This window comes from Couchioplanes caeruleus (genome assembly GCF_003751945.1).
GTDB classification, from domain to species: Bacteria; Actinomycetota; Actinomycetes; order Mycobacteriales; family Micromonosporaceae; genus Actinoplanes; species Actinoplanes caeruleus.
Window position 1 is genome coordinate 4,154,785 of sequence record NZ_RJKL01000001.1, and the last position, 23,925, is coordinate 4,178,709.

General features: G+C 67.7%; 19 protein-coding genes and 3 rRNA genes. 11 read left to right on the forward strand and 11 right to left on the reverse strand.

Annotation, left to right across the window (positions count from 1 at the left end):
• Positions 1 to 17: 17 nt before the first annotated feature.
• Positions 18 to 815 carry an FHA domain-containing protein gene (locus tag EDD30_RS18530; protein WP_244945306.1) on the reverse strand — a complete coding sequence of 266 codons (798 nt, stop codon included), beginning with the start codon at positions 813 to 815 and terminating at the stop codon, positions 18 to 20.
• A 192-nt stretch (positions 816 to 1,007) separates the two neighbouring features.
• Here EDD30_RS18530 and EDD30_RS18535 point away from each other — a divergent pair, with 192 nt between their 5' ends.
• Entirely contained in the window at positions 1,008 to 1,862 is an 855-nt protein-coding gene (locus tag EDD30_RS18535) for a PaaX family transcriptional regulator (protein ID WP_071808301.1), read from the forward strand.
• On the opposite strand, the gene EDD30_RS18540 is transcribed toward EDD30_RS18535, so the two are convergent.
• Positions 1,852 to 2,265, reverse strand: a complete 414-nt coding sequence (locus EDD30_RS18540) for a RidA family protein (RefSeq protein ID WP_071808300.1) — start codon at positions 2,263 to 2,265, stop codon at positions 1,852 to 1,854. The two genes, EDD30_RS18535 and EDD30_RS18540, sit on opposite strands and share 11 nt — an antisense overlap.
• Before the next feature lie 83 nt (positions 2,266 to 2,348).
• Between EDD30_RS18540 and EDD30_RS18545 the strand changes: the two genes are divergently transcribed.
• The 5 genes from EDD30_RS18545 to EDD30_RS18565 are packed head-to-tail and all read left to right on the forward strand — an operon-like array spanning position 2,349 to position 8,587.
• Positions 2,349 to 3,167: a fumarylacetoacetate hydrolase family protein gene (locus EDD30_RS18545; RefSeq protein ID WP_071808299.1), complete on the forward strand. Its 819-nt coding sequence runs from the start codon at positions 2,349 to 2,351 to the stop codon at positions 3,165 to 3,167.
• Between the two features lie 8 nt (positions 3,168 to 3,175).
• Positions 3,176 to 3,658, forward strand: a complete 483-nt coding sequence (locus tag EDD30_RS18550; protein ID WP_071808298.1) for a cupin domain-containing protein — start codon at positions 3,176 to 3,178, stop codon at positions 3,656 to 3,658.
• Positions 3,655 to 4,566: an acyl-CoA thioesterase gene (locus EDD30_RS18555; RefSeq protein ID WP_071808297.1), complete on the forward strand. Its 912-nt coding sequence runs from the start codon at positions 3,655 to 3,657 to the stop codon at positions 4,564 to 4,566. The genes EDD30_RS18550 and EDD30_RS18555 overlap by 4 nt, the downstream gene beginning before the upstream one ends.
• Positions 4,567 to 4,589: 23 nt before the next feature.
• A complete protein-coding gene (locus tag EDD30_RS18560; RefSeq protein WP_071808296.1) occupies positions 4,590 to 6,233 on the forward strand; it encodes an AMP-binding protein in 1,644 nt (547 codons plus the stop codon).
• Positions 6,230 to 8,587, forward strand: a complete 2,358-nt coding sequence (locus EDD30_RS18565; protein ID WP_071808295.1) for a bifunctional salicylyl-CoA 5-hydroxylase/oxidoreductase — start codon at positions 6,230 to 6,232, stop codon at positions 8,585 to 8,587. Before EDD30_RS18560 ends, EDD30_RS18565 begins: the two co-directional genes overlap by 4 nt.
• Positions 8,588 to 8,657: 70 nt before the next feature.
• Here EDD30_RS18565 and EDD30_RS41795 read toward each other — a convergent pair whose 3' ends face one another.
• Both EDD30_RS41795 and EDD30_RS39190 read right to left on the reverse strand, forming a co-directional pair.
• Positions 8,658 to 8,891, reverse strand: a complete 234-nt coding sequence (locus EDD30_RS41795) for an ATP-binding cassette domain-containing protein (protein WP_084557128.1) — start codon at positions 8,889 to 8,891, stop codon at positions 8,658 to 8,660.
• Entirely contained in the window at positions 8,830 to 9,174 is a 345-nt protein-coding gene (locus EDD30_RS39190) for a TetR-like C-terminal domain-containing protein (protein WP_244945308.1), read from the reverse strand. The genes EDD30_RS41795 and EDD30_RS39190 overlap by 62 nt, the downstream gene beginning before the upstream one ends.
• A 106-nt stretch (positions 9,175 to 9,280) precedes the next feature.
• Here EDD30_RS39190 and EDD30_RS18585 point away from each other — a divergent pair, with 106 nt between their 5' ends.
• Positions 9,281 to 10,312: a medium chain dehydrogenase/reductase family protein gene (locus EDD30_RS18585; RefSeq protein WP_071808341.1), complete on the forward strand. Its 1,032-nt coding sequence runs from the start codon at positions 9,281 to 9,283 to the stop codon at positions 10,310 to 10,312.
• A 519-nt stretch (positions 10,313 to 10,831) separates the two neighbouring features.
• Here the strand turns inward: EDD30_RS18585 and EDD30_RS18590 are convergent.
• The gene (locus tag EDD30_RS18590; protein ID WP_394328304.1) at positions 10,832 to 11,794 is read right to left on the reverse strand and encodes a sigma-70 family RNA polymerase sigma factor; all 963 of its coding nucleotides are present in this window, start codon (positions 11,792 to 11,794) and stop codon (positions 10,832 to 10,834) included.
• 85 nt (positions 11,795 to 11,879) lie between these two features.
• Between EDD30_RS18590 and EDD30_RS18595 the strand changes: the two genes are divergently transcribed.
• The 3 genes from EDD30_RS18595 to EDD30_RS18605 all read left to right on the forward strand — a co-directional run bounded on the left by EDD30_RS18595 (position 11,880) and on the right by EDD30_RS18605 (position 14,186).
• Positions 11,880 to 12,710, forward strand: a complete 831-nt coding sequence (locus EDD30_RS18595; RefSeq protein WP_071808293.1) for an alpha/beta fold hydrolase — start codon at positions 11,880 to 11,882, stop codon at positions 12,708 to 12,710.
• A gap of 56 nt (positions 12,711 to 12,766) precedes the next feature.
• Entirely contained in the window at positions 12,767 to 13,138 is a 372-nt protein-coding gene (locus tag EDD30_RS18600) for a hypothetical protein (RefSeq protein WP_071808292.1), read from the forward strand.
• A 484-nt stretch (positions 13,139 to 13,622) separates the two neighbouring features.
• Positions 13,623 to 14,186, forward strand: a complete 564-nt coding sequence (locus tag EDD30_RS18605) for a hypothetical protein (protein WP_143162930.1) — start codon at positions 13,623 to 13,625, stop codon at positions 14,184 to 14,186.
• A 17-nt stretch (positions 14,187 to 14,203) separates the two neighbouring features.
• Here the strand turns inward: EDD30_RS18605 and EDD30_RS18610 are convergent, their stop codons facing one another.
• The 6 genes from EDD30_RS18610 to EDD30_RS18635 form a co-directional block, all read right to left on the reverse strand.
• The gene (locus tag EDD30_RS18610; RefSeq protein WP_071808290.1) at positions 14,204 to 15,058 is read right to left on the reverse strand and encodes a bifunctional helix-turn-helix transcriptional regulator/GNAT family N-acetyltransferase; all 855 of its coding nucleotides are present in this window, start codon (positions 15,056 to 15,058) and stop codon (positions 14,204 to 14,206) included.
• Positions 15,059 to 15,190: 132 nt separating this feature from the next.
• The gene (locus tag EDD30_RS18615) at positions 15,191 to 16,036 is read right to left on the reverse strand and encodes a hypothetical protein (protein ID WP_143162929.1); all 846 of its coding nucleotides are present in this window, start codon (positions 16,034 to 16,036) and stop codon (positions 15,191 to 15,193) included.
• A gap of 341 nt (positions 16,037 to 16,377) precedes the next feature.
• Positions 16,378 to 16,494: ribosomal RNA gene (gene rrf / locus EDD30_RS18620) — 5S ribosomal RNA — on the reverse strand.
• Between the two features lie 118 nt (positions 16,495 to 16,612).
• A 23S ribosomal RNA gene (locus EDD30_RS18625) occupies positions 16,613 to 19,721 on the reverse strand.
• Positions 19,722 to 20,107: 386 nt separating this feature from the next.
• Positions 20,108 to 21,628, reverse strand: a 16S ribosomal RNA gene (locus tag EDD30_RS18630).
• Together the 16S, 23S and 5S rRNA genes form the textbook arrangement of a ribosomal RNA operon.
• Before the next feature lie 490 nt (positions 21,629 to 22,118).
• The gene (locus tag EDD30_RS18635) at positions 22,119 to 22,973 is read right to left on the reverse strand and encodes a Rieske (2Fe-2S) protein (protein ID WP_211277673.1); all 855 of its coding nucleotides are present in this window, start codon (positions 22,971 to 22,973) and stop codon (positions 22,119 to 22,121) included.
• Between the two features lie 91 nt (positions 22,974 to 23,064).
• Between EDD30_RS18635 and EDD30_RS18640 the strand changes: the two genes are divergently transcribed.
• Positions 23,065 to 23,922 (forward strand): MEDS domain-containing protein, encoded by an 858-nt coding sequence (locus EDD30_RS18640; protein ID WP_071803394.1) that lies wholly within the window; start codon positions 23,065 to 23,067, stop codon positions 23,920 to 23,922.
• Positions 23,923 to 23,925: the final 3 nt, after the last annotated feature.

Sequence of the window (23,925 nt, forward strand, 5' to 3'; positions counted from 1 at the left end):
TGACCCGCTTGCGCTCATCAGCGGGGCAGGAGGCTCAGGTGCTCCTCGCGTACCAGGTCGAATTGAAGGGCCAGAGAGATCAACGCCGCGCGTTGCCAGTCCGCCTTCGAGCCCTCTCCGCCGTCGGCGGTGAGCCTCGGCGTCTTCACCCTGAGCTTGGAGCGGGCGAGGTAATCGATGTGGAAGTTCACGGCCGATCGGGTGAGATCGCAGGTGCCGCCGAGGCGGTCGAGAATCTCCGGAACGGTACGGATCACCGGTGACGAGGGGTCGCGCAGCCGCGGCTCGCAGAGGGCCACCAGCACGAGGAAGTACTTCGCGGTCTCGTCCAGCGGGAACGCCATCCGGGTCGCGTCGGCCGTGCCGTCGGGACGCTCGTGGTGATCGGCGTAAAGATGCTGCGACGCGAACACGTAGAAAGAGCATGAATCCTGCAGGCCGGGCAGGAACACCTGGGAGAACTCGAACGGCACCGGCATGTCGAGGCGACGCGGGGCGAGCTTCACGAACTCGCCGCCGCCCTCGGGATTCCTGACCACGTACGTGTTGCGACGGCTGAGGTTGCTGATCAGCCAGTGGTCCTCCACCGCGGTGATCGCGCCCGCGAGGCGGGACACCCCGGCGTCCGGCAGCGCAAGATCGACCGGCAGCTCGGCGGTGCCCCGGCCGAACGTCGCACTGTCGCCCGGTGCGAGGTTCACGATCGCGGGCGGGTCGCCCGCGCCCTGGATGACGATGCCCCGCCAGTCGACCCGGTCGCCCGCCGGCGGGACCGCCGGGAACGACGGACCGGCGCCGGCTCCATCGCGTGACACCGGGCCATTGTCGCAGGATCCGCCACGGATGGAACCGGCGCTTTGCGGATCGCTCATGCCAGCCGGGTACATCCCAGCCGATCACCAGCCCGGTGAGCAGCGGCGGCGCGACCATGTTGCCGACCCGCCGGCCGGCCTGGCGCACGAACAAGACGTACGTACGGTTGTAAGGGCCCGCGATATCGTGACCTCGTGACGACGGCGGACGGTGCGACCGAGGAGGAGCCGAGGTCGACCCGGCCCCGCGCCTTCATCGTCACGATCTACGGCCTGTACGCGCGCGAGGCCGGCGGCTGGATCAGCGTGTCCGCGCTGATCCAGTTGATGGACCGGCTCAAGATCGATGCGCCGTCGGCACGCTCGGCGATCTCCCGACTGAAGCGCCGGGGACTGCTCGAGGCGCGCAAGGTCGGCGGCTCGGCCGGATACAGCCTGTCCGAGCAGGCCCGGGGCATCCTGGACGAGGGCGACCAGCGGATCTTCGGCCGGCCGCGCGCCGAGCTGGCCGACGGGTGGCTGCTCGCGGTCTTCAGCGTTCCCGAGTCCCAGCGCCAGCAGCGGCACGTGCTGCGCTCCCGGCTGAGCTGGCTGGGGTTCGGCACGGTGGCCTCGGGCGTGTGGATCGCGCCTCGCCACCTGCGCCGGGAGACCGAGGAGGTCCTGGAGCGCTACGAGCTGTCGGGGTTCGTGGACCTGTTCGACGCCGACTACCCGGCGCCCGGGAATGTCGCCGAGCTGGCGGGCCGCTGGTGGGACCTGGAAGGGCTGCAGAAGCTCTACGGCGAGTTCCTCGACTCGTTCGATCCGGTGCTGGCGCGCTGGGTGAGCGGCGCCGAGGGCGGCGACGGGGAGGCGTTCGACGACTACGTCCGGGCGCTGACCGCGTGGCGACGGCTCCCGTTCCTCGATCCGGGGCTGCCGCCGGAGCTCCTGCCGGGCGACTGGAACGGCGTACGCGCGGCCGCCCTCTTCGACGAGCTGAGGGGGCGGCTCACCGAGCCCGCGCACCGCTTCGCGAGCTCGGTGATGGGCGGGGTCACGGCCTGACGAGCCGCTCCTCGGGGATCACGGCGACGCCCAGGATCTCGATCAGCGCCTCCGGCTGCCACAGCGCGGTGCAGCCGATGCCGGCCATGGCCGGATAGACGGGCCCGGCAAGCTCGCGCCAGACCCGGCCGATCTCCTTGCCGTGCGCCTGGTAGTCGGGGATGTCGGTGAGGTAGATCGTGATGTTGACGAGGTCCTCAGGCCGGCCTCCGGCCGCTCGCAGCGTGGTGAGGACGTTGCCGAAGGCCTGACGGAACTGCTCGACGATGCCGCCCTCGACGATCCTCATGTCTCGGTCCAGGGCGGTCTGGCCGCCCAGATACAGCGTGTTGCCGACCAGAGTGCCGTGCGAGTAACCGCTGGGGGCGGGCAGGGCATCCGGATTGACAGGAATGGGCAGCATCGGGCCTCCGTCGGGTCTAGACTATTGACTTTAGCTGACGAGCGTGAAAAAAACTGCATACCCGGCCTGGAGGAGTGCGACGCATGAGGTTCGCGACGGTGACCCCGGCGGACGGCAGCACGACGGCCGCGGTCGACCCGGGCGACGGGTGGCGCCGGCTGCCCGCACCGCATCTGTCCGCCTATCTCGACGAGTTCTCCGACCGGCCGGTGAGCGGCCTGATCGGCGAGCCGGTGCGGCCCGCCGGCATGGCGCTGCCCCTTCCCGCGCCGCGCAAGGTGATCTGCTGTGGCCTGAACTACGCCGACCACATCCTCGAGATGGGCCGGGAGCTGCCCGCCCACCCGACCCTCTTCGCCAAGTACGCCGACACCCTCACCGGCCCGGCCGACGACATCGCGCTGCCACCCGGGCTGCACGTGGACTGGGAGGCCGAGCTGGCGGTGGTCGTCGGCGCCGAGATCCGCGGCGCCGGCCGGGCCGAGGCCGCCGCCGCCATCTGGGGTTACACGATCGCCAACGACGTGTCGGTCCGCGACTGGCAGAAGCGGACCCTGCAGTGGTTCCAGGGCAAGGCGTGGGACCGCACCACGCCGATCGGCCCGGTCGTGGTCACCGCGGACGCGCTCGACCCGGCCGCGGGCCTCGAGGTCGTCTGCCGGGTCGACGGCGTCGAGCGTCAGCGCGGCGACACGAGCTCGCTGGTCTTCGACGCCGCCGCGCTGGTCGCGTACGTGTCGACCTTCACCCGCCTGCGCCCCGGCGACCTGGTGTTGACCGGCACGCCCGGAGGGGTCGGAATGGGAATGACGCCCCCGGTTTACCTCGCCGACGGCGCCGTCCTGGAAACCGAGATCACCGGCATCGGCGTTCTGCGCAACCGGATCGTCGTCAAGGACTAGGAGTCGACATGCATCTGACCGAGGGTGACTTCCCGCTCGACGGGGACAACTCGATGTACGCCACCAACGGCCTGGTCGTTCCGGTCGTCACCCGAGGAGGACTCGAATCCGGGCTGACCGGACAGTCGGCGGGTGCCACGCGCATCGCGGGCGTGAGCCCCCAGCACACGCCGGCGCGACGGCTCTGGTTCGGCAAGGTCAGCAACGAGCCCGGCTTCCGGTCGGTCCCGCATCACCACGGCGAGGCGGAAACCGGGGGATTCGTCCTGTCGGGCCGCGCGCGCATCTACTTCGGAGCGAAGTTCGAGGACTACATCGACATGGCGGAGGGCGACTGGGTCTTCGTCCCGCCCTACATGCCGCACGTCGAGTGCAACCTGGACCGCAACAACCCGCTCACCTGGATGACCACGCGCACCCCCGACAACATCGTGGTCAACCTCGACGACGTCGCGGACGAGGCGCTGCGGGACTGGAGCGAGCGCCCGTGACGCCGACCTCGGAGATCTTCAGCGCCTCCATCACCCTGAAGGAGGCCGAGCCGCAGCACTTCGACGTGGCCTACACCGCGGTCACCCAGCCCTGCCCCTGGCCGAAGGCGTACGGCGGCGACCTGGTGGCCGCGGCCGCGGCGGCCGCCATGCGGACCGTTCCCGAGGGCCCGGAGGACGGCAAGACGCTGCACTCCATGCACTCCTACTTCATGCGCCCGGCCGACATCGGCGCGGAGGTCCGCTACGAGGTGGAGGTGCTGCGCGACGGACGCGGCTATGCCACGCGGCAGGTCCGCGCCTTCCAGTCCGGCAAGCCGGTGTACGTCGCCCTCGCCTCCTTCGCCAAGGGCGAGCCCTCCGGCACCTTCGCCGTCCGGCCTCCCGAGGTCCCCGGCCCCGAGACGCTGCCCACCTCGGCGGAATACCTGGCGCCCCGCGAGGGCGGGACGATGACCGAGGAGTCGAAGGCGTACTGGGGCGGCGGACGCAGCTTCGACATGCGGCATCTTCCCGGGCCGGTCTACCTGACCGTCGACGGGGAACGGGCGCCGCACCAGGCCGTCTGGGTGAAGCCGTACGACGCCCTGCGGCCGGTCGAGGGCCTGACCCGCACCCAACGCGACCTGGCGGCCCTGGCCTACGTCTGCGACTACACCATCCTCGAGCCGGTGCTGCGCGTGCTCGACCTGCCCTGGGCGAGGCCCGGCCTGGTCACCGCGAGCCTGGACCACGCGATGTGGTTCCACCGCGTCCCCGGCGAGGGCCTCCTCGACGACTGGCTGCTCTACGCGCAGCAGGCGGGCTCCGCCGGCTCGGGGCGCGGGCTCGGCCAGGGCAGCTTCTTCACCCGCGACGGAGAACACCTGGCCACGGTCGTGCAGGAAGGCATGATCCGCGCGTCCTGACCCACCCCTGGAAAGGACTTCCGATGCAGCTCTCCCCCTCGGCCCACACCGACACCTTCGCCCGCGACCACCTGCCGCCGTTCGACCAGTGGCCGCATCTCGAGTTCACCACCGATCTGCTGCAGTATCCGGAACGCCTCAACGCGGCCGCGGAGCTCGTGGACGTCGCGGTCGCCACCTTCGGCCCCGACCGACCGGCGATCCGCACCGACTCGGGCGAGACGTGGAGCTACGGGGAGCTCCAGCGGCATGCCGACCAGGTCGCCCAGGTGTTGGTCGAGGACCTCGGCCTCGAACCCGGCAACCGGGTGCTGCTCCGCTCCCCCAACAACCCGTGGATGGTGGCCTGCTGGCTCGGCGTGCTGAAAGCCGGGGGCATCGCCGTCACGACGATGGCGGCGCTGCGCGCCCGCGACCTCGCCCCGGTGGTGTCCAAGGCACGACCGGCGATCGCGCTGGTGGACCACCGGTTCACCGCGGAGGTGGAGACCGTCCGCGACTCCGGGGCCCTCGACCTCGCGGTGGTGCCGTTCGGTGGCCCCGGCGAGGGCGATCTGACCGCGCTCTGCGCCGCCAAGCCGGGCGGGTTCGCGGCCGTCGCGACGGCCGCCGACGACGTCGCCCTGTTCGGGCCCACCTCGGGCAGCACCGGCACTCCCAAGATCACCACACATTTCCACCGAGACCTGCTGGCCATCGACGCCACGTTCGGCCAGGAGGTCCTCAAGCTCACCCCCGACGACGTCGTCGCCTGTACGGCCCCGCTCGGGTTCACCTTCGGGCTCGGCATGCTCGTGGTCTTCCCGTTCCGGGCGGGCGCCTGTGTGTTCCTGGTGGAAAGCGCGACACCGACGCAGCTCGCGGACCTCGTCGCGGAGCACGGGGTCACGGCGCTGGCCACCGCGCCGACGGCGTACCGGCAGATCCTGAAGTCCGGAAAGATCGAGAAGCTGCGCGGCCTCCGCGTGGCGGTGAGCGCGGGAGAGCACATTCCGCGCAGCGTCCGGGACGAGACCGAGGCCGCCATCGGGCTGAAGATCATCGACGGCATCGGCGCCACCGAGCTGCTGCACATCTTCATCTCCGCGGCCGGGGACGACATCCGTCCCGGCGCGACCGGCAAGCCGGTGCCCGGCTTCCGGGCGACGATCCTCGGACCCGACGGCAAGGAGTTGCCACCCGGCGCCGAGGGCAGGCTGGCCGTGATCGGCCCGGTCGGCTGCCGCTACCTGGACGACGAGCGCCAGGCCGGTTACGTCGTCGACGGCTGGAACGTCACGGGCGACACCTTCTACCGAGACCAGGACGGCTACTTCTTCTACTGCTCACGGACCGACGACATGATCGTCTCGTCGGGCTACAACATCGGCGGGCCGGAGGTCGAGTCGGCCGTCAACACGCACCCGGACGTGGCGGAGTCCGCGGTCGTCGCCAAGCCCGACGCCGACCGGGGCTCTATCGTGTGCGCCTTCGTCGTGCTGGTGGACGGCGTCGAGGGCGACGCGGCGAAGGCCAAGGAGATCCAGGACTACGTCAAGCAGCAGTTGGCGCCGTACAAATATCCCCGCGAAGTCCGCTTCTGCACGTCGCTCCCCCGCAACCCCAGCGGCAAGCTGCAGCGCTACGTGCTGCGGCAGCACGTCGAACGAGAGCAGGAATCCGCGTGAGAATCGCCATCGCCGGCGGCGGCCCCGGAGGCCTCTACTTCGCCGCCCTGATGAAGCAGCTCGACCCGGGCCACGAGATCACCGTCTGGGAACGCAACGCCCCCGACGACACCTTCGGCTTCGGCGTCGTGTTCTCCGACGAGACGCTGGGCGGCATCGAGAACGCCGACACGGTCATCCACGACGAGATGGCCCGCCGCTTCGCCCGCTGGACCGACATCGACATCGACGTCGACGGGCACAGCTTCACGGTCGGCGGGCAGGGCTTCGCCGCGATGAGCCGCAAGGACCTGCTGCACCTGCTCCAGCGGCGTGCCGCGGACCTCGGCGTGACCGTGCACTACGAGACCGAGGCCCCCGACGCCGACGAGCTGCGTACGTCGTTCGACCTGGTGGTGGCCGCCGACGGCGTCAACTCGAGGATCCGGACCAAGTACGCGGACACCTTCGCGCCGGCCCTCGACCACCGGGCGAACAAGTACATCTGGCTGGGCACCGACCTGGTCTTCGAGGCGTTCCAGTTCTTCGTCAAGCAGACGGAGTGGGGCACCATGCAGATCCACGGGTACCCGTACTCCGCGAGCGGATCGACCTTCATCGTCGAGATGCACGAGGACGTCTGGCGCCGCGCCGGATTCGACGCCACCGAGGGCGTGGCGCTGCCGCCGGGCGCCTCCGACGAGCACGCCGTCGAGAAGATCAAGGCGATCTTCGCCGGCGAGCTCGCCGGCCACGAGGTGCTCACCAACAACTCGAAGTGGCTCAACTTCACGACCGTACGCAACCGGCGCTGGCACGACCGCAACGTCGTCCTCCTCGGGGACGCCGCGCACACCGCGCACTTCTCCATCGGCTCCGGCACGAAGCTCGCGATGGAGGACGCCCTCGCCCTGGCGGCGTGCCTGCACGAGCGGCCGTCGCTCGCCGACGCGCTCGAGGCGTACGAGACCGAGCGCAAGCCGGTGGTGGAGTCGACCCAGCGCGCGGCGCAGGCCTCGCTCGAGTGGTTCGAGAACATCGGCATGTACGCCGGGCAGGACCCCGCCCAGTTCTGCTTCAACCTGCTGACCCGTTCCCGGCGCATCACCTTCGAGAACCTCAAGGAGCGCGACGCGGAGTTCGCCCACCGCATCGAGGCGGCGTTCGCCGAGGCGGTGGGGTCGACCGAGGTCGTGCCCGCGATGTTCCAGCCGGTCGGCATCGGGCCGCTGCGCCTGAAGAACCGGATCATCGTGTCGCCGATGGACATGTACTCGGCGACCGACGGCGTACCCGACGACTTCCACCTGGTGCATCTCGGTTCCAAGGCGCTCGGCGGCGCGGGGCTCGTCATGACCGAGATGGTCTGCGTCTCGCCGGAGGGCAGGATCACCCCCGGCTGCACCGGGCTGTGGAACGACGAGCAGCGCGACGCGTACCGGCGGGTGACCGACTTCGTGCACACCCGGACGACGGGGAAGATCGGCGTCCAGCTCGGCCACTCGGGGCGCAAGGGCTCCACCGGGCTCATGTGGGACGGCATGGACCGACCCCTCGCCGAGGACAACTGGGAGGTCATCGGCCCGTCGGCGCTGCCGTACGGTCAGGGTTGTCATCTACCCCGCGAGGCCGGCCGCGCCGACCTGGACAAGGTGGTGGCCGATTTCGTGGACGCCGCCCGGCGTGCCGTCGACGCGGGCTTCGACCTGGTCGAGGTCCACGCCGCGCACGGCTATCTCCTGTCCTCCTTCCTCTCGCCGGTGGCGAACAAGCGCACCGACGAGTACGGCGGCACGCTGGCCAACCGCCTGCGGTTCCCCCTGGAGGTCTTCGACGCGGTCCACACGGCCGTGCCCGGCGAGATCCCGGTGACCGTACGCATCTCGGCGACCGACTGGGTGCCCGACGGCAACACCGAGCACGACGCCGTCGAGATCGCCCGGGCCTTCGCCGAGCACGGAGCGGCGGCCATCGACGTGTCCTCCGGGCAGGTCACCGAGGAGGAGCAACCGGCGTACGGCCGCTCCTACCAGACCCCGTTCGCCGACCGGATCCGCCAGCTCGTCGCCGGGCCGGCGGGCGCCAAGGTCATCGCCGTGGGTGCCATCTCCTCCTACGACGACGTCAACTCCATCCTGCTGGCGGGCCGGGCGGACCTGTGCGCCCTGGGCCGTACCCACCTCTACGATCCCCAGTGGACGCTGCACGCCGCGGCGGAGCAGGGCTACCGGGGCGAGGGTGCCGACTGGCCGATCCAGTTCCGGGCCGGCAGCCGCAAGCCGCCGACGTCGCGCACCGACAAGATCCCGCCGCGGCTGGCGCTCCTGCGGCAGCAGGCCGGCCAGCAGGTGCATCTGCGCTGGACGCCGCGGTGAGCGACGCCTACACCCCACGCGGGGTGCACCGCACCCGGGTGGGCTGGATCGACACCGACGCGGCAGGCATCTACCACAACTCCGCGGTCACCCGATATGTCGAGGCCGCACAGGCCGAGCTCATGCGCTCGCACGGGCGGGCGGCGCGCATGGCCGGGTAGAGCCCCGCGAGCAGGCCCACCACGGCGCCGACGGCCGGAGCGCCGGCGGCCAGCAGGCCGAGGATGTCGAGCAACGTCGACTTACCCGACCCGGACGGTCCCACGATGCTCACGTAGTCGCCGCGGCCGACCCGCAGACGCATATCGACGAGGGCGGGCACCGGCCTTCACCACCGCTCCACAGGTCTCCGCGGCGTAGTGCAGGGCCGGGTCGAAGTCCATGCCGGCGAAATGGCCGGCGATCTCGAGGCTGACGACGCCGTGCAGCCGGGTCCAGAAGGTGAGCGCCCGGCCGGCGGGCGCGGCGTCCCCGGCGAACGCCTCGACGAGGACCCTCATGAGGCTGTCGGCGATCGTGGTCGCCTCGGGCGGGGCGGAGTAGCCCGGCACCGGCGTGCCGAAGATGAGCCTGTCGTCGTCGGCCATCGCCTTCCCTTCCTTTCGCGGTTGACAACCGCTCAGTGAGCCCATAATACTTCCGTTAGAGCCTCTAACACTCCTGAGAGGCGGTAGCGATCTGGAGATGACGGCGATGACCGAGACGACCGAGCAGCGGACCGAGATCGTGCTCCCCGGCGTGGCGGAGCCCGAAGGACTGCAGGTGCGCACGGTGCCGGTGCCGGTCCCCGGCCCGGGACAGGTGGTGGTCCGGATGGAGGCCACCGGGGTCTCCTTCGCCGAGCAGCAGATGCGCCGGGGCCGCTACTACGACCAGCCGCCGTTCCCGTTCGTGCCGGGCTATGACCTGGTCGGCGTCGTCCACGCGATCGGGGACGACGCCACCGCCCGGCTGGGCGAGCGCGTCGCCGTACTGACCAAGGTGGGTGGCTGGGCCAGCCACGTGGTCGTGGATGCCGCCGACCTGGTGCCGCTGCCCGCCGGCCTCGACCCCGTGGAGGCGTCGACCGTCGTGGTCAACGGCATCACCGCCTGGCAGATGCTGCACCGCAAGGCCCGGATCCGGGCCAGTCAGACGATCCTGGTGCACGGTGCCAACGGTGGTGTCGGCTCCACGCTGGTGCAGTTGGCCCGGCTCGCCGGCGTACGGGTCATCGGCACCGCCTCCCCCCGCCACCACGAGAGCCTGCGTGAGCTGGGCGTCATCCCGATCGACTACCGCACCGACGTGGCCACCGCCGTGCGTGAGCTGGCACCCGGCGGCGTCGACGCGGTCTTCGACCACCTCGGTCCCGCCAGCGTGCCCGACTCGTGGCGGCTGCTCGCCCGGGGCGGGACCCTGGTCGCCTACGGCAGCGCGGCCACCCGCGACGACTCCGGCTCCAAGCAGCTTCCCGTTCTCAAGGTCCTGGGCAGGGTGTGGGCGTGGAACGCGCTGCCCAACGGTCGGCACGCCTACTTCTACAACATCTGGGCCGGCCGCGGCCTGGCCAGACGGCGCTTCCAGGCCCGGCTGCGCCAGGACCTCACCCAGGTCCTGACCGCCATGGCGCAGCGGCACATCACCGCCCGGATCGGCGCCCGGTTCCCGCTCACCAGCGCCGCCGAGGCTCTGCGCCTGGCCGAGTCCGGCACCACGGCCGGCAAAGTCGTCCTCACTCCGTGAACAGGGACGCGACCTTCGTACCCTACGGTCCATGGGTCCGTGGATGGCGACAGTGCACTTCCCCGACGGGAGCCGCAAGTATTTTCGTTACAGCACCAGTTCCGAGTCCTCTTTCCACCCGCTGTACTCGCAGATGTGCCCACTCGACGGCACGCTGCCGGACGGGGAGCACTGCTACCGGGCCCAACCCATCGGCGAGCCGGACTCCTCCTACCCGGACCTGCCACTCGACCCCGTGGATCAGCTCGTCCCGGTGACCATGTCCACGGACTCCGACCCCATTTCTGGCACGCCCTGTTCAGCCCGCGGCAGGCCATGCTGCTCGGCCCGATGTCTCCGTTCCACAACGTGGAGCTGCGGGAGAACTACGAGCTGATCGCGACGATGACGGGCTACGGCACGTGTGCCGGGCCGCCTACCGCGAGGACTTGACCGGACCCGTGCCGCCGAACAGCGCGTGCGGTCTCGTGCTCCGCGGTCGCCCTCTGCTCTACCGCAATGATGTGAGTTCCGCCGCTCCTACTCCAGGTGGGCGGGCAGACCGAAGAGCGGGAACAGGCGGGCCGTGTCGAGGAAATTGTTGACCGCCGCGATCCGCCCGGCCGAGATCTCCAGGACGATCAGCGCCCAGGGGTCGTGGCCGGTGCCGTCCAGGCAGGACCGGTACTGGCCGAAGGCCGGAAGGCCGCTGGCCACCACCGGCACGAGGCGGGAGCCGCGGCACCCGCTGCCCGTGCCGGACATCCAGGCGGCGATGTCGTCGTGGCCGCGCAGCCACAGCGGCAGCGGCGGCATCGACAGCGTCGCGTCCTCGTGCAGCAGCGTCGTCAGCGCCCGCAGGTCGTACGCCTCGAACGCCGTCACGTAGCGGGTCAGCAGCGTCCGCTGCTCGTCGTCGAGCGGCCGGTGAACATCGGCGTCGGTGTCCGCGGCCGCGATCGTGACGCGGGCCCGCTGGAGGGCACTGTTGACGCCGGCGACCGACGTGTCGAGCAGGTCGGCCACCTCCTGCGCCGACCAGGCGAGAACCTCGCGCAGGATCAGCACGGCCCGCTGCTTCGGCGGCAGATGCTGCAGCGCGGCGACGAAAGCCAGCCGGATCGACTCGCGGACGGTGACGACGTCCGCCGGGTCGGCGCGCTCGGGCAGCACCCGGGTGTCCGGCACCGGTCCCACCCAGATCTCCTCCGGTCGCGGCTCCCCCGCGCCGGTCGACCGGCCCGACCCGGCCGGTCCGAGGTCCATCGGCCGGACCCGCCGCTGGGCGCTGTCCAGCATTGTCAGGCAGACGTTCGTCGCGATCCGGTAGAGCCAGGACCGCAGCGCGGAACGCCCCTCGAAGCCGTCGAGGCCGCGCCAGGCCCGGAGCAGGGCGTCCTGCACCGCGTCCTCGGCCTCGAAGGCAGAACCCAGCATGCGATAGCAGTACGCCGTCAGCTCGGGCCGGTACGCCTCGAGCCGCGCCACATCATCCACGGGCAAAAAATAGCCGAACTCAGCGATGAGTTCGGGGTGCGGACCCGGTCTACCCCTACGTCAGATCGCACGAAGCGCACGAGGAGTCGACATGACCGCCACCCAGTGGACCGCCGACAGCGCCGGCTCGGGCCGGTACGCGGACGTCAACGGGATCAACCTCTACTACGAGACCTACGGGACGGGACGTCCGATGGTCCTCCTGCACGGCGGCCTCGGCTCGGGCGAGATGTTCGGGCCGCTCATCGGCACCTTCAGCGAGAACCACCAGGTCGTCCTGGTCGACCTGCAGGGTCACGGCCGGACCGCCGACATCGACCGCCCGCTCGACATCCGGTCGATGGCCGACGACGTCGCCGCCCTCATCGACCACCTCGGGCTGGAGCGCCCGGACGTGGTCGGCTACTCCCTCGGCGGCGGCGTGGCGCTGCTGGTCGCGATCCGCCACCCGGAGAAGGTGGGCCGCCTGGTCACCGCGTCGGCCGGAATCCGACGCGACGCCACGTACCCGGAAATCCTCGCACAGCAGGGCCAGGTCGGCGCCGCGGCGGCCGAGTTCATGAAGGACACCCCGATGTACGAGCTCTACCAGCGCGTGGCTCCCCGGCCGGAGGACTTCCCGCGGCTGCTCGACAAGATCGGCGCGGCGATGGCGAAGGACTTCGACTTCACCGAGGAGGTGCGCGGCCTCCAGGTGCCGACGCTGGTGATGGGCGCCGACGCCGACCTGGTGCCGCCGAGCCACTTCGTGGAGATCTTCGAGCTGCTCGACGGCGGGCTCCGCGACGGCGGGTGGACCGGTGAGGGCCGGCCCAAGGGCGGGCACGCCCTGGCGATCCTGCCGGGCCTCACCCACTACAACCTGTTCCTGTCCCCGCTGTTCGCGTCGACGACTCTCGCCTTCCTCGAGGAAGATCACTAAGAGTACGGGATGAATGACGGATTGTCCGAAGGATACGGAGCCGCAAACCATAATCCATGACCTTCATCGAATGGGGCGCGTTCTTCTTCGGCGTCGTCATCGGCTGGAACACCTACTTCGTCAACCGCTACCGCGGCTCGGTCAAGCTGCTCGACCTGCTGTCCCTCGTCGGCGCGGTCGGCGGCGGCGCGATACTGGCGCTCTTCCCCGAACAGACCACCCTGTTCGCGGCGTACGGAATCGGGCTCTTCGCCGGCTTCGCCACGTACTTCCTGCTGCTCGTGGTCTTCATCCTGACGCAGCGCAAGAAGGGCTGGACCCTGGCGTACTTCCTGGACGGACGCAGGCCCGCCCTCGGCGACAACCAGGAGAGTGACGCCACCCATCCGATGCTGACCGAGCGCGGCGGTGTCCAGGGCGGGCGCTGACCATGTCCGCACTGACCGACCTGTTCGACTACCTCGGCAACCTGCCGCTTCCGATCCTGCTCCTGGCGCCGGTTTCCTATGTGGCGGTCCAGACGAAAGTCTGGGAGCCCGCTTCGGCCAGCATTTCCTCGACAACTTCCTGGTCCGCCGGGAGTCCGTGGCGCAGGCCATGCGCTCGGCGAGGGACCCGCTGGGCATGGCCTTCGTCGCCTATGCGCCGCCGCGGCTTCGCGTCGTCCGGCACGCCCACCCCTGCCCCTGCGGGTCGCACTCCACCTTCGGCGCGTGTTGTGCCGCGACCGGCCTTACCAGGCGGTGAGGCTTCCGGGTGCCGACTCGCCGGGTTGTCCTTCGTCCGGGTGGCATCCGGTGGGGGGTTCATACCGGACGTTCGGCTGAGGGGTCTCCGCGCTCCGGGCAATTCGCCGCACGGCCGGGCGAAAGCACTGGTGGCGGCTCGGCGGAGCGTGTCACGGTGGGTGTCGTGACCAGGGTGACGTGGGATTTCACGAAGGAACAGACCGACGCGGGATGGCGCTCCATGTCTCTGCTCGCCCGCCTCGTCCACCGCGGCGGGCACCCCGCTCCGGTGACGCCGACCGTCGCGCTCCGCCCGGAGGAGCACGAGTACGGCGCCTTTCCCGTCGACGTACTCGCGTACTTCTCCGCAGACGTGGACTACTCGAGCGGCATCTTCGCCAGCGGCGGCTACTTCTTCACCAGCAACGGCAACTGCGCCCGGACCCGGGCCGGCTGGCGCCACGAGGGACGGCAGGCCGCCACCATCACCAGCCAGCGACTCGTGCTGCGCGACCGGAACGGCGAACAGGAGTACGAATTCCGCTCGCTGATCCTGATCCAGCCGAATCCCCTCGACTGGTCGGTGAACCTCTACTTCGCGGGCGCCCAGCCGATGATGCTGCGCAGCCCGTGGGTGCCGTGGATGACCGTGGTGATGTCGGCCGAGCTGTACGGCTCCCCGTGGCCGCCCGGCCACGTTCCCGACGCGGATATGCCGATCAAGGCATTGTGCGAGAAGGCGCCGTAGATCCACGCGTCGACCGGCTAGGCGGCGCCCTTCTCGAAGGCCATCTGGTTGTACGGCGAGCCGTCGTAGGGCTCGATCTCGCGGTACCCACTGCTGCGGTACAGCTCGATCGCCTCCGTCAGCGCCCGGTGCGTGCCGAGCCGGATCGTCGTGAACCCGTGCGCCGCCGCATCCGCCTCGATCTCCTGCAGCAGCCGGCGCCCCAGCCCGATGCCGCGAGCCCGCCGCCCGACCCAGAGATGCCGCACCTCGGCCGTCTTCGGCCCGAGCCGCCGCCATGCCACGCAGCCCACCGCACCACCGTCCTCCCAAGCCACGAGCAGCGCCAACTGCCCCGGCGGTGTCAGGGTGGAGGCGTCGTAACCCTCCGGGAACCGGTCCTCGAGCTCGGCCGCGTACGTCAGCAGGCACTCCCGCGCGATCCCCGACGCGTCGTCGAGCCGTTGGATGTCCACGGCGGCGAGCCGCAGCAGACGCCATACCTGTTCCTGGGCGGCGATCAGCCGCTCCCGCTGCTCCGGGGTGAGCGGGTTGAGCAGCGCATCGACCGCCTCCCGCGAACGGGCGTCCAGGTCGGCCAACTCAAGGACCCCTGCATCGGTCAGCTCGGCGACTCGCACCCGGCGATCGTCCGGCCGCGCGGCGACCTCGACGAGGCCCTCGGCCTCCAGGGAATGCAGCAGCCGGCTCAGATAGCCGGAGTCGAGCCCGAGCCGCATGCGGAGATCGCGCACCTCGGCTCCCGCGCCGATCTCGAAGAGCAGCCGGGCCTCGCCCAGCGGGCGGCGCTGTCCGAGATACCGGTCGGTCAGGTCCCCGATGCGCCGGGTGTAGTTGCGGTTGAACTCCAGCACCAGCTCGGCCTGGTCCATCTTCTGACGGTAGCAGCTTCTCTGACCTTGGTCAGACGGTTGCCACCGCTCATTCACTCGCCGGCCACGCCGATCGAGAAGCGTCTCCAGACATGCGTCGAACCCTCGTTCCCACGATCGCCGTGGCGGCGGTCAGCCGTGGGTGACGGTGAGGGAAGAGACGCCCTCGGCGGCGTCGATGTCGAACCGGTCCTTGGCCGTCTCCCAGCCGGGCGCGGCGTAGACGAAGCCTCCGGCGACCCCGGCCTGTGGCTGACCATCGATCCTGACATCTCCGGCCCCGTCCCGAGCCGCGACCCGCACCGGCGCGGAGCCGCCGAGGCGAACCTCGAGCAGGCTCGCACCGCCGCTCAGGGCGACCTTCTGCGTACCGGCGGCCGCCGGCAGGGTCACCTCGGCACGGCTGGTGCCGGCGCTGAGCTCGACATCCCCGCCGAGCGTCGCCCCGGTGAGATCGACGGCCTCGTCGCTGGCGCCGCCGGTGAGCCGCACATGCCACCGCACGTCCCGGGCGAGCAGCACGGTGACGAGGGAGGGGCCGGCCTTTCCGGTGTTCCGCAGGCGGGCCACCACGGACGCCTTGTCAACGTCGACGGTCGGCGCCGCCTTCGAGTCGCCCGGGGTGGAGACGTCGTACAGCGCGCCGCCGAGGTCGGCGACGCTCACCCGCACGACATCGGCGCCACTGGCGAGCTGGAAGGTGTACGGCTTGGCGGCGTACCCGGTGCCGCCGCGGACGCTCTGGTCCGGTTCGCTCGGTGCGGCCTGGCCCAACCCGGGGAGTCCCAGGCCAGTCCCGGACCCCGGCCACGTCGGTAGCGGCGCGGGATCCGAGGAGCCGTCATGGGCGGGAAGGACGTAGTCAGGCTGATGGGCCGGGTTGTAGTCCCGCCCACCGTCGTCGGCCAGCGAGCACCCGCCCAACGCAAGGGCAGCCGCCAGGACGGCCGCCCGCAGCACCCGGACAATCATGTCCACCTATTACCCGACCCCTCGGTTCCCTACACGGCGCGTCCCTTCAGGAAGGTCAACCTACGCCCTGCGTCACCCCGGTATCCAGTGGCGATGCCGAATGCGCGGGCGTGCCCGCCGCCGTCGACAACTGCCCGAGGTGGGCGTACAGGGGTGGCGGCCAGGTTGACCTCGGCGATCGCCCGGCCCACCGCACCAGCCGGGTCCATCGCTGATTCGACGGCGGAAGTTGATTCCCAGAAATGGCGAAAGGCCGACCCCTTCTACCCGGGATCGGCCTGGAAACCTTTCAGGTAAACGCAGAAACGCCCACCCCCGGCCAGGGGGTGGGCGTTTCTTCACGTTAAGTCCGGCGGCGTCCTACTCTCCCACACCCTCCCGAGTGCAGTACCATCGGCGCTGGAGGGCTTAGCTTCCGGGTTCGGAATGAGACCGGGCGTTTCCCCTCCGCTATAACCACCGAAACATCTATCAGCGGAAACAACCTCTTCACCAGCAACCCCCTGGAATATCACCCAGGGGGGTGAGGGGTGGTTGTTTGCTGTGAATCACACAGTGGACGCATAGAGTATCAAATATGATGTGGTTAAGCCCTCGGCCTATTAGTACCGGTCAACTGAACCAGTTACCTGGCTTACATTTCCGGCCTATCAACCCAGTCGTCTAGCTGGGGGCCTTACCCACTCAAGGTGGTGGGATACCTCATCTCGAAGCGAGCTTCCCGCTTAGATGCTTTCAGCGGTTATCCCTTCCGAACGTAGCTAACCAGCCGTGCCCCTGGCGGGACAACTGGCACACCAGAGGTTCGTCCGTCCCGGTCCTCTCGTACTAGGGACAGCCCTTCTCAAGTATCCAACGCGCACGGCGGATAGGGACCGAACTGTCTCACGACGTTCTAAACCCAGCTCGCGTACCGCTTTAATGGGCGAACAGCCCAACCCTTGGGACCTGCTACAGCCCCAGGATGCGACGAGCCGACATCGAGGTGCCAAACCATCCCGTCGATATGGACTCTTGGGGAAGATCAGCCTGTTATCCCCGGGGTACCTTTTATCCGTTGAGCGACACCGCTTCCACACGCAAGTGCCGGATCACTAGTCCCGACTTTCGTCCCTGCTCGACCTGTCAGTCTCACAGTCAAGCTCCCTTATGTACTTACACTCAACACCTGATTGCCAACCAGGCTGAGGGAACCTTTGGGCGCCTCCGTTACCTTTTAGGAGGCAACCGCCCCAGTTAAACTACCCACCAGACACTGTCCCTCGACCCGATCAGGGCCGCAAGTTAGATACCCAAATCCAACAGAGTGGTATTTCAAGATTGCCTCCACCCGAACTGGCGTCCGAGCTTCACCGGCTCCCACCTATCCTACACAATTACATTCGGATACCAATGTCAAGCTATAGTAAAGGTCCCGGGGTCTTTCCGTCCTGCCGCGCGTAACGAGCATCTTTACTCGTACTGCAATTTCGCCGGGCCTGTGGTTGAGACAGTGGGGAAGTCGTTACGCCATTCGTGCAGGTCGGAACTTACCCGACAAGGAATTTCGCTACCTTAGGATGGTTATAGTTACCACCGCCGTTTACTGGCGCTTAAGTTCTCCGCTTCGCCCCGAAGAGCTAACAGGTCCCCTTAACGTTCCAGCACCGGGCAGGCGTCAGTCCATATACATCGTCTTACGACTTCGCATGGACCTGTGTTTTTAGTAAACAGTCGCTTCCCCCTGCTCTCTGCGGCCATACCACGCTCCACCCGCAAGGGGCTTCACGCGTCCGGCCCCCCTTCTCCCTAAGTTACGGGGGCAATTTGCCGAGTTCCTTAACCACAGTTCGCCCGTCGCCTCGGTATTCTCTACCTGACCACCTGTGTCGGTTTGGGGTACGGGCCGCTCGGAACATCGCTAGAGGCTTTTCTCGGCAGCATAGGATCACTGACTTCACCTGAATCGGCTCGGCATCACGTCTCAGCCTCATGGACTACGGATTTGCCTATAGTCCGGCCTACACGCTTACCCCGGCACAACCACCGGCCGGGATCAGCTACCTTCCTGCGTCACCCCATCGCTCAACTACTACCCACCAGGGTCCTGGTCTCCATGCCTTAGGTCCGAAGACCGCCGGCACTTCAAGCAGTTAGCACAGTGAGGTTCGTCGTGGGCGCTCCTTTGCGGGTACGGGAATATCAACCCGTTATCCATCGACTACGCCTCTCGGCCTCGCCTTAGGCCCCGACTCACCCAGGGCGGATTAGCCTGGCCCTGGAACCCTTGGTCATCCGGCGGAAGGGTTTCTCACCCTTCATTCGCTACTCATGCCTGCATTCTCACTCGTGTAGCGTCCACGGCTGGATCACTCCGCCGCTTCACCCGCTACACGACGCTCCCCTACCCACCCACACACCTGCACCACAACCTCAAGGATCATGGCGGAGTCATTGTGTGAGTGCCACAGCTTCGGCGGTGTGCTTGAGCCCCGCTACATTGTCGGCGCGGAACCACTTGACCAGTGAGCTATTACGCACTCTTTAAAGGATGGCTGCTTCTAAGCCAACCTCCTGGTTGTCTATGCGACCCCACATCCTTTTCCACTTAGCACACGCTTAGGGGCCTTAGCTGGTGATCTGGGCTGTTTCCCTCTCGACTACGAAGCTTATCCCCCGCAGTCTCACTGCCGCGCTCTCACTTACCGGCATTCGGAGTTTGGCTGATTTCGGTAAGCTTGTAGGCCCCCTAGACCATCCAGTGCTCTACCTCCGGCAAGAAACACGCGACGCTGCACCTAAATGCATTTCGGGGAGAACCAGCTATCACGGAGTTTGATTGGCCTTTCACCCCTAACCACAGGTCATCCCCCAACTTTTCAACGTTGGTGGGTTCGGTCCTCCACGCAGTCTTACCCACGCTTCAACCTGCCCATGGCTAGATCACCCCGCTTCGGGTCTAGAACATGCGACTCAGACGCCCTCTTCAGACTCGCTTTCGCTACGGCTACCCCCCACGGGTTAACCTCGCCACATGCCACTAACTCGCAGGCTCATTCTTCAAAAGGCACGCCATCACCCCGAAAGGCTCTGACGGATTGTAGGCGAACGGTTTCAGGTACTATTTCACTCCCCTCCCGGGGTACTTTTCACCATTCCCTCACGGTACTTGTCCGCTATCGGTCACCAGGAAGTATTCAGCCTTACCAGGTGGTCCTGGCAGATTCACAGCAGATTACAGGGGTCCGCTGCTACTCGAGAACACCACAAGGAGGTCACAGATTTTCGTCTACCGGGCTCTCACCGTCTACGGCCGACTTTCCCACGTCGTTCGACTAACCAGCAACTTTGTAACTCCTCGCCTGCGTGTCAGCACAGACATGCGGGTCTCACAACCCCGCACACGCAACCCCTGACAGGTATCACACGCGCACGGTTTAGGCTCCATCCGCTTTCGCTCGCCACTACTCACGGAATCACTGTTGTTTTCTCTTCCTACGGGTACTGAGATGTTTCACTTCCCCGCGTTCCCCCCAACTAGCCTATGAATTCAGCTAGCGGTAACACGACATGACTCGTGCTAGGTTTCCCCATTCGGACACCCTGGGATCACAGCTAGGTTGACAGCTCCCCCAGGCCTATCGCGGCCTCCCACGTCCTTCATCGGCTCCTGGTGCCAAGGCATCCACCGTTCGCCCTTGACAACTTAACCACAGAAAACAAGATGCTCGCGTCCACTGTGCAATTCTCAACCAACAACCAACCCACAACCCACACGACCACCCACCAAACCCCGATCACGGCACCAGCCGACATATTTCGAGCGGTATGAGCAGCCAGGTCATGCCTGGCGAAGTCCGAAACAACAACCCACGGTCCACGACCGCCACGGTTGTTCTTTCAGGACCCAACAGGGTGCTAATCATGTTCCGCCAGCCGCATCACCGTGTCGTTCCCACCCCGCAAAACGAGGCTGTACTAGATCGTGGTGACCGTTGCCGACAAACACTGGCCAGTGTCTCCGCCTGTGAGCACCCCACCACCACATCCGGGCAGTGCGGGCTACTGGACCACTTTCGCGGTCTAGTTGCTCCTTAGAAAGGAGGTGATCCAGCCGCACCTTCCGGTACGGCTACCTTGTTACGACTTCGTCCCAATCGCCAGCCCCACCTTCGACGGCTCCCTCCCACAAGGGGTTAGGCCACCGGCTTCGGGTGTTGCCGACTTTCGTGACGTGACGGGCGGTGTGTACAAGGCCCGGGAACGTATTCACCGCAGCGTTGCTGATCTGCGATTACTAGCGACTCCGACTTCACGGGGTCGAGTTGCAGACCCCGATCCGAACTGAGACCGGCTTTTTGGGATTCGCTCCACCTCACGGTATCGCAACCCTTTGTACCGGCCATTGTAGCATGCGTGAAGCCCTGGACATAAGGGGCATGATGACTTGACGTCATCCCCACCTTCCTCCGAGTTGACCCCGGCAGTCTTCGATGAGTCCCCGCCATAACGCGCTGGCAACATCGAACGAGGGTTGCGCTCGTTGCGGGACTTAACCCAACATCTCACGACACGAGCTGACGACAGCCATGCACCACCTGTCACCCGCCCCGAAGGACCCCGCATCTCTGCGAGTTTTCGAGTGATGTCAAACCCAGGTAAGGTTCTTCGCGTTGCATCGAATTAATCCGCATGCTCCGCCGCTTGTGCGGGCCCCCGTCAATTCCTTTGAGTTTTAGCCTTGCGGCCGTACTCCCCAGGCGGGGCGCTTAATGCGTTAGCTGCGGCACAGAGAACCGGAGAGGTCCCCCACACCTAGCGCCCAACGTTTACAGCGTGGACTACCAGGGTATCTAATCCTGTTCGCTCCCCACGCTTTCGCTCCTCAGCGTCAGTATCGGCCCAGAGACCCGCCTTCGCCACCGGTGTTCCTCCTGATATCTGCGCATTTCACCGCTACACCAGGAATTCCAGTCTCCCCTACCGAACTCTAGCCTGCCCGTATCGGCTGCAGGCCCGCGGTTGAGCCGCGGGTTTTCACAGTCGACGCGACAAGCCGCCTACGAGCTCTTTACGCCCAATAAATCCGGACAACGCTCGCGCCCTACGTCTTACCGCGGCTGCTGGCACGTAGTTGGCCGGCGCTTCTTCTGCAGGTACCGTCACTTACGCTTCGTCCCTGCTGAAAGAGGTTTACAACCCGAAGGCCGTCATCCCTCACGCGGCGTCGCTGCATCAGGCTTCCGCCCATTGTGCAATATTCCCCACTGCTGCCTCCCGTAGGAGTCTGGGCCGTGTCTCAGTCCCAGTGTGGCCGGTCGCCCTCTCAGGCCGGCTACCCGTCGTCGCCTTGGTAGGCCATCACCCCACCAACAAGCTGATAGGCCGCGAGCCCATCCCAGACCGAAAAAACTTTCCACACGCACCCCATGCGAAGGCGTGTCGTATCCGGTATTAGCCCCCGTTTCCGAGGGTTATCCCAAAGTCCAGGGCAGGTTGCTCACGTGTTACTCACCCGTTCGCCGCTCGAGTACCCCCGAAAGGGCCTTTCCGCTCGACTTGCATGTGTTAAGCACGCCGCCAGCGTTCGTCCTGAGCCAGGATCAAACTCTCCAACAAAAACCTTGTTGTGAATCCATCCCGGCAACATGTAATGCTGCCAAAGGAATCCCACCAGACAATCAAAACGCCTGGCCGGGTAAATCATTCTTGGCACTGGCTTATCAAGCACCCTGTTGAGTTCTCAAAGAACAACCACACACCGAGAAACTTGCCGCCTTGCTTGGCGACCCGCCCTCGGGGCACTCGTTCAACTTTACTAGGTCCTTCAGGCCCTGTCAACCGGTATTCCCCGGTTCGTGCCGTTCGTTCCTAGCGCACCCTTCGTCCCGGGCTCGGGGCGACTCTGCGCAAGGCAGCACCGCTACGATCCCGAAGTTCGAAGGATTTGGCAGGACGGCCGGTAGCCGATCTCCCTGATCTCTCAGGTCGTTCCGCTTGCCTCGCCCGTTTCCCTGCCGGCTCGCAAAACATTACCCGGTCGTTCCCGCAGCGCCAAATCGGCCCCCCGTGTCGCCGAACACACGGCGCTGACCTGGGCAGACGGTGGTCAGGGGGTGGCGATCGACAGGACGCCGTCCCTGATGCGCGTACGAAGCGTGGGCTGATCCCCTGCCGCCGGCCCGTGCTGGACCACTCCGTCGGTGAGCCGGAAGGTGCTTCCGTGCCAGGGACAGACGACGCAGGCGTCCGCACCCGAGCCCTCGATCTCACCCTCGCCCAGGGGGCCGCCCTGATGCCCGCACTGCTCGACCATGGCCGTCACGTCGTCGCCGACCCGGTACAGCAGGACCCGTACGCCGTCGATGGTCCGTACCGTCGGACGGCCCTCGGGAAGTGAGGCGACCTCCCCCACCTCGGCCCAGTCCGCGGGCAGTCTCAGCTTCTCCGGTGCGGCCACGTTCATTCCGGCGCCCTGCTCATAGGACAGGTGACCGCCGAGGTAGGCCCCACCGCCGGCCACGCTCAACCCGGCGTACGCAAGGAGGCGGCCCCGCCCCCACCGACCGGAGGAACGGGCGACGAGCGACCCGGCGTAGAGGCCGAGAGCGACGGCGTTGGCCGTCGCGTGGATCAGGCCGATCCGGCGCTGGTCCCGGGAGAGCGAGGACCAGTCGACCCAGCCGGCGGCGATGGCCGGAGCCGCGGCGGCGGTCCCGACGGCGATGAGCGTGGTCGCCGCCTTCCGCTGGCCGGGTAGTGCGTCCAACACCGCGGCGCTCATGAACGCGCCGACCGGTACTTGCACGAGGACGGGGTGCAGCGGGTGTCCCAGCCAGGTGCCGTGCAGCAGGTCGCGAAGCCGCTTGGGCCTGGCCACGGCCTGGACGGCGCTCTGGAGGCGGTCGCTGACCGCATCCAGGGCAGTGGTCTTCTCGAGCCGGGAGATCATCTGCCGCACCATGCCAAGGTGTTACCCCGCTCGGGGCGCGGTCATTCCTTCGCATGCACGCCGATCCATCCGGGTACGTAGGTGCTCCGAGATGGGAGGACACATGGCCCTCGCGACACCGGTGGACCGGCTCCGGCCGGGCGACCACGCCTGCCTGACGTTCTCCGACCCGGACGAGCGGCTCGACATCCTGGCCGCGTTCGTGGCCGCGGGCCGGGACCGGGGCGACCGCGTCATCTGCTTCACGTCCGCGGTGAGCGTCGACGACCTCCGCGCCGACCTGCTGCACCGCGGCCTCGACGCCGGTGCGGACGTCCGCGTGACGCCCAGCGACCGGCTCTGGGGCGACGCCGCCGCACCGGTCGCGACGACCATGGTCGAGCTGCTCACCCGCGAACTGCGGCAGGCTCTGGCCGACGGCCACCGGGGGCTCCGGATCACGGCGGACATGTGCTGGGCGGCACGCCCTCAGGCCAACGCGGAGCAGCTCCTCGTGTTCGAGTCCGAGGTGGGGCGGCTCTTCGAGGACGGCCGGTTCACGGCCATCTGCGAGTACGACCGCGAGAGCTTCGACCCGGTCACGCTGGGATACGCGTCGCGCGTCCATCCCCGTACGGTCGCGGCCACGGTCTATCACGAGGATCCGCTGCTGCGGATCTGCCGCCAGCATGTGCCGCCCGGCGTACGGGTGGCAGGCGAGCTCGACCACACCCGCGCGGGCGCCCTCAGCGACGCCCTGGCCGAGGCCGTACGGCTGGATCAGGACGTCCATCTCAACCTGAACCAGTTGCGCTTCCTCGACCCCGGCGCCGCCGCGGTCATCCTGCGGACGGCCGCGAATCTGCCCGGCCGGCGCCGGATGATCGTGGTCTGCACCGAACCGGTCGAGCGGACGCTGACGGTGGCGGGAGCGGCCGACATCCCGGCCCTTCGCATGCTGGTGCGCCACGCCGAGCACTGAGTC

Bases quoted from the DNA above. Each gene is read 5' to 3' on its own strand.
- EDD30_RS18540 (WP_071808300.1), bottom strand. From the start codon at position 2,265: ATGCTGCCCATTCCTGTCAATCCGGATGCCCTGCCCGCCCCCAGCGGT.
- EDD30_RS18545 (WP_071808299.1), top strand. From the start codon at position 2,349: ATGAGGTTCGCGACGGTGACCCCGGCGGACGGCAGCACGACGGCCGCG.
- EDD30_RS18550 (WP_071808298.1), top strand. From the start codon at position 3,176: ATGCATCTGACCGAGGGTGACTTCCCGCTCGACGGGGACAACTCGATG.
- EDD30_RS18560 (WP_071808296.1), top strand. From the start codon at position 4,590: ATGCAGCTCTCCCCCTCGGCCCACACCGACACCTTCGCCCGCGACCAC.
- EDD30_RS41795 (WP_084557128.1), bottom strand. From the start codon at position 8,891: ATGCGTCTGCGGGTCGGCCGCGGCGACTACGTGAGCATCGTGGGACCG.
- EDD30_RS39190 (WP_244945308.1), bottom strand. From the start codon at position 9,174: ATGGCCGACGACGACAGGCTCATCTTCGGCACGCCGGTGCCGGGCTAC.
- EDD30_RS18585 (WP_071808341.1), top strand. From the start codon at position 9,281: ATGACCGAGACGACCGAGCAGCGGACCGAGATCGTGCTCCCCGGCGTG.
- EDD30_RS18595 (WP_071808293.1), top strand. From the start codon at position 11,880: ATGACCGCCACCCAGTGGACCGCCGACAGCGCCGGCTCGGGCCGGTAC.
- EDD30_RS18600 (WP_071808292.1), top strand. From the start codon at position 12,767: ATGACCTTCATCGAATGGGGCGCGTTCTTCTTCGGCGTCGTCATCGGC.
- EDD30_RS18610 (WP_071808290.1), bottom strand. From the start codon at position 15,058: ATGGACCAGGCCGAGCTGGTGCTGGAGTTCAACCGCAACTACACCCGG.
- EDD30_RS18635 (WP_211277673.1), bottom strand. From the start codon at position 22,973: ATGGTGCGGCAGATGATCTCCCGGCTCGAGAAGACCACTGCCCTGGAT.
- EDD30_RS18640 (WP_071803394.1), top strand. From the start codon at position 23,065: ATGGCCCTCGCGACACCGGTGGACCGGCTCCGGCCGGGCGACCACGCC.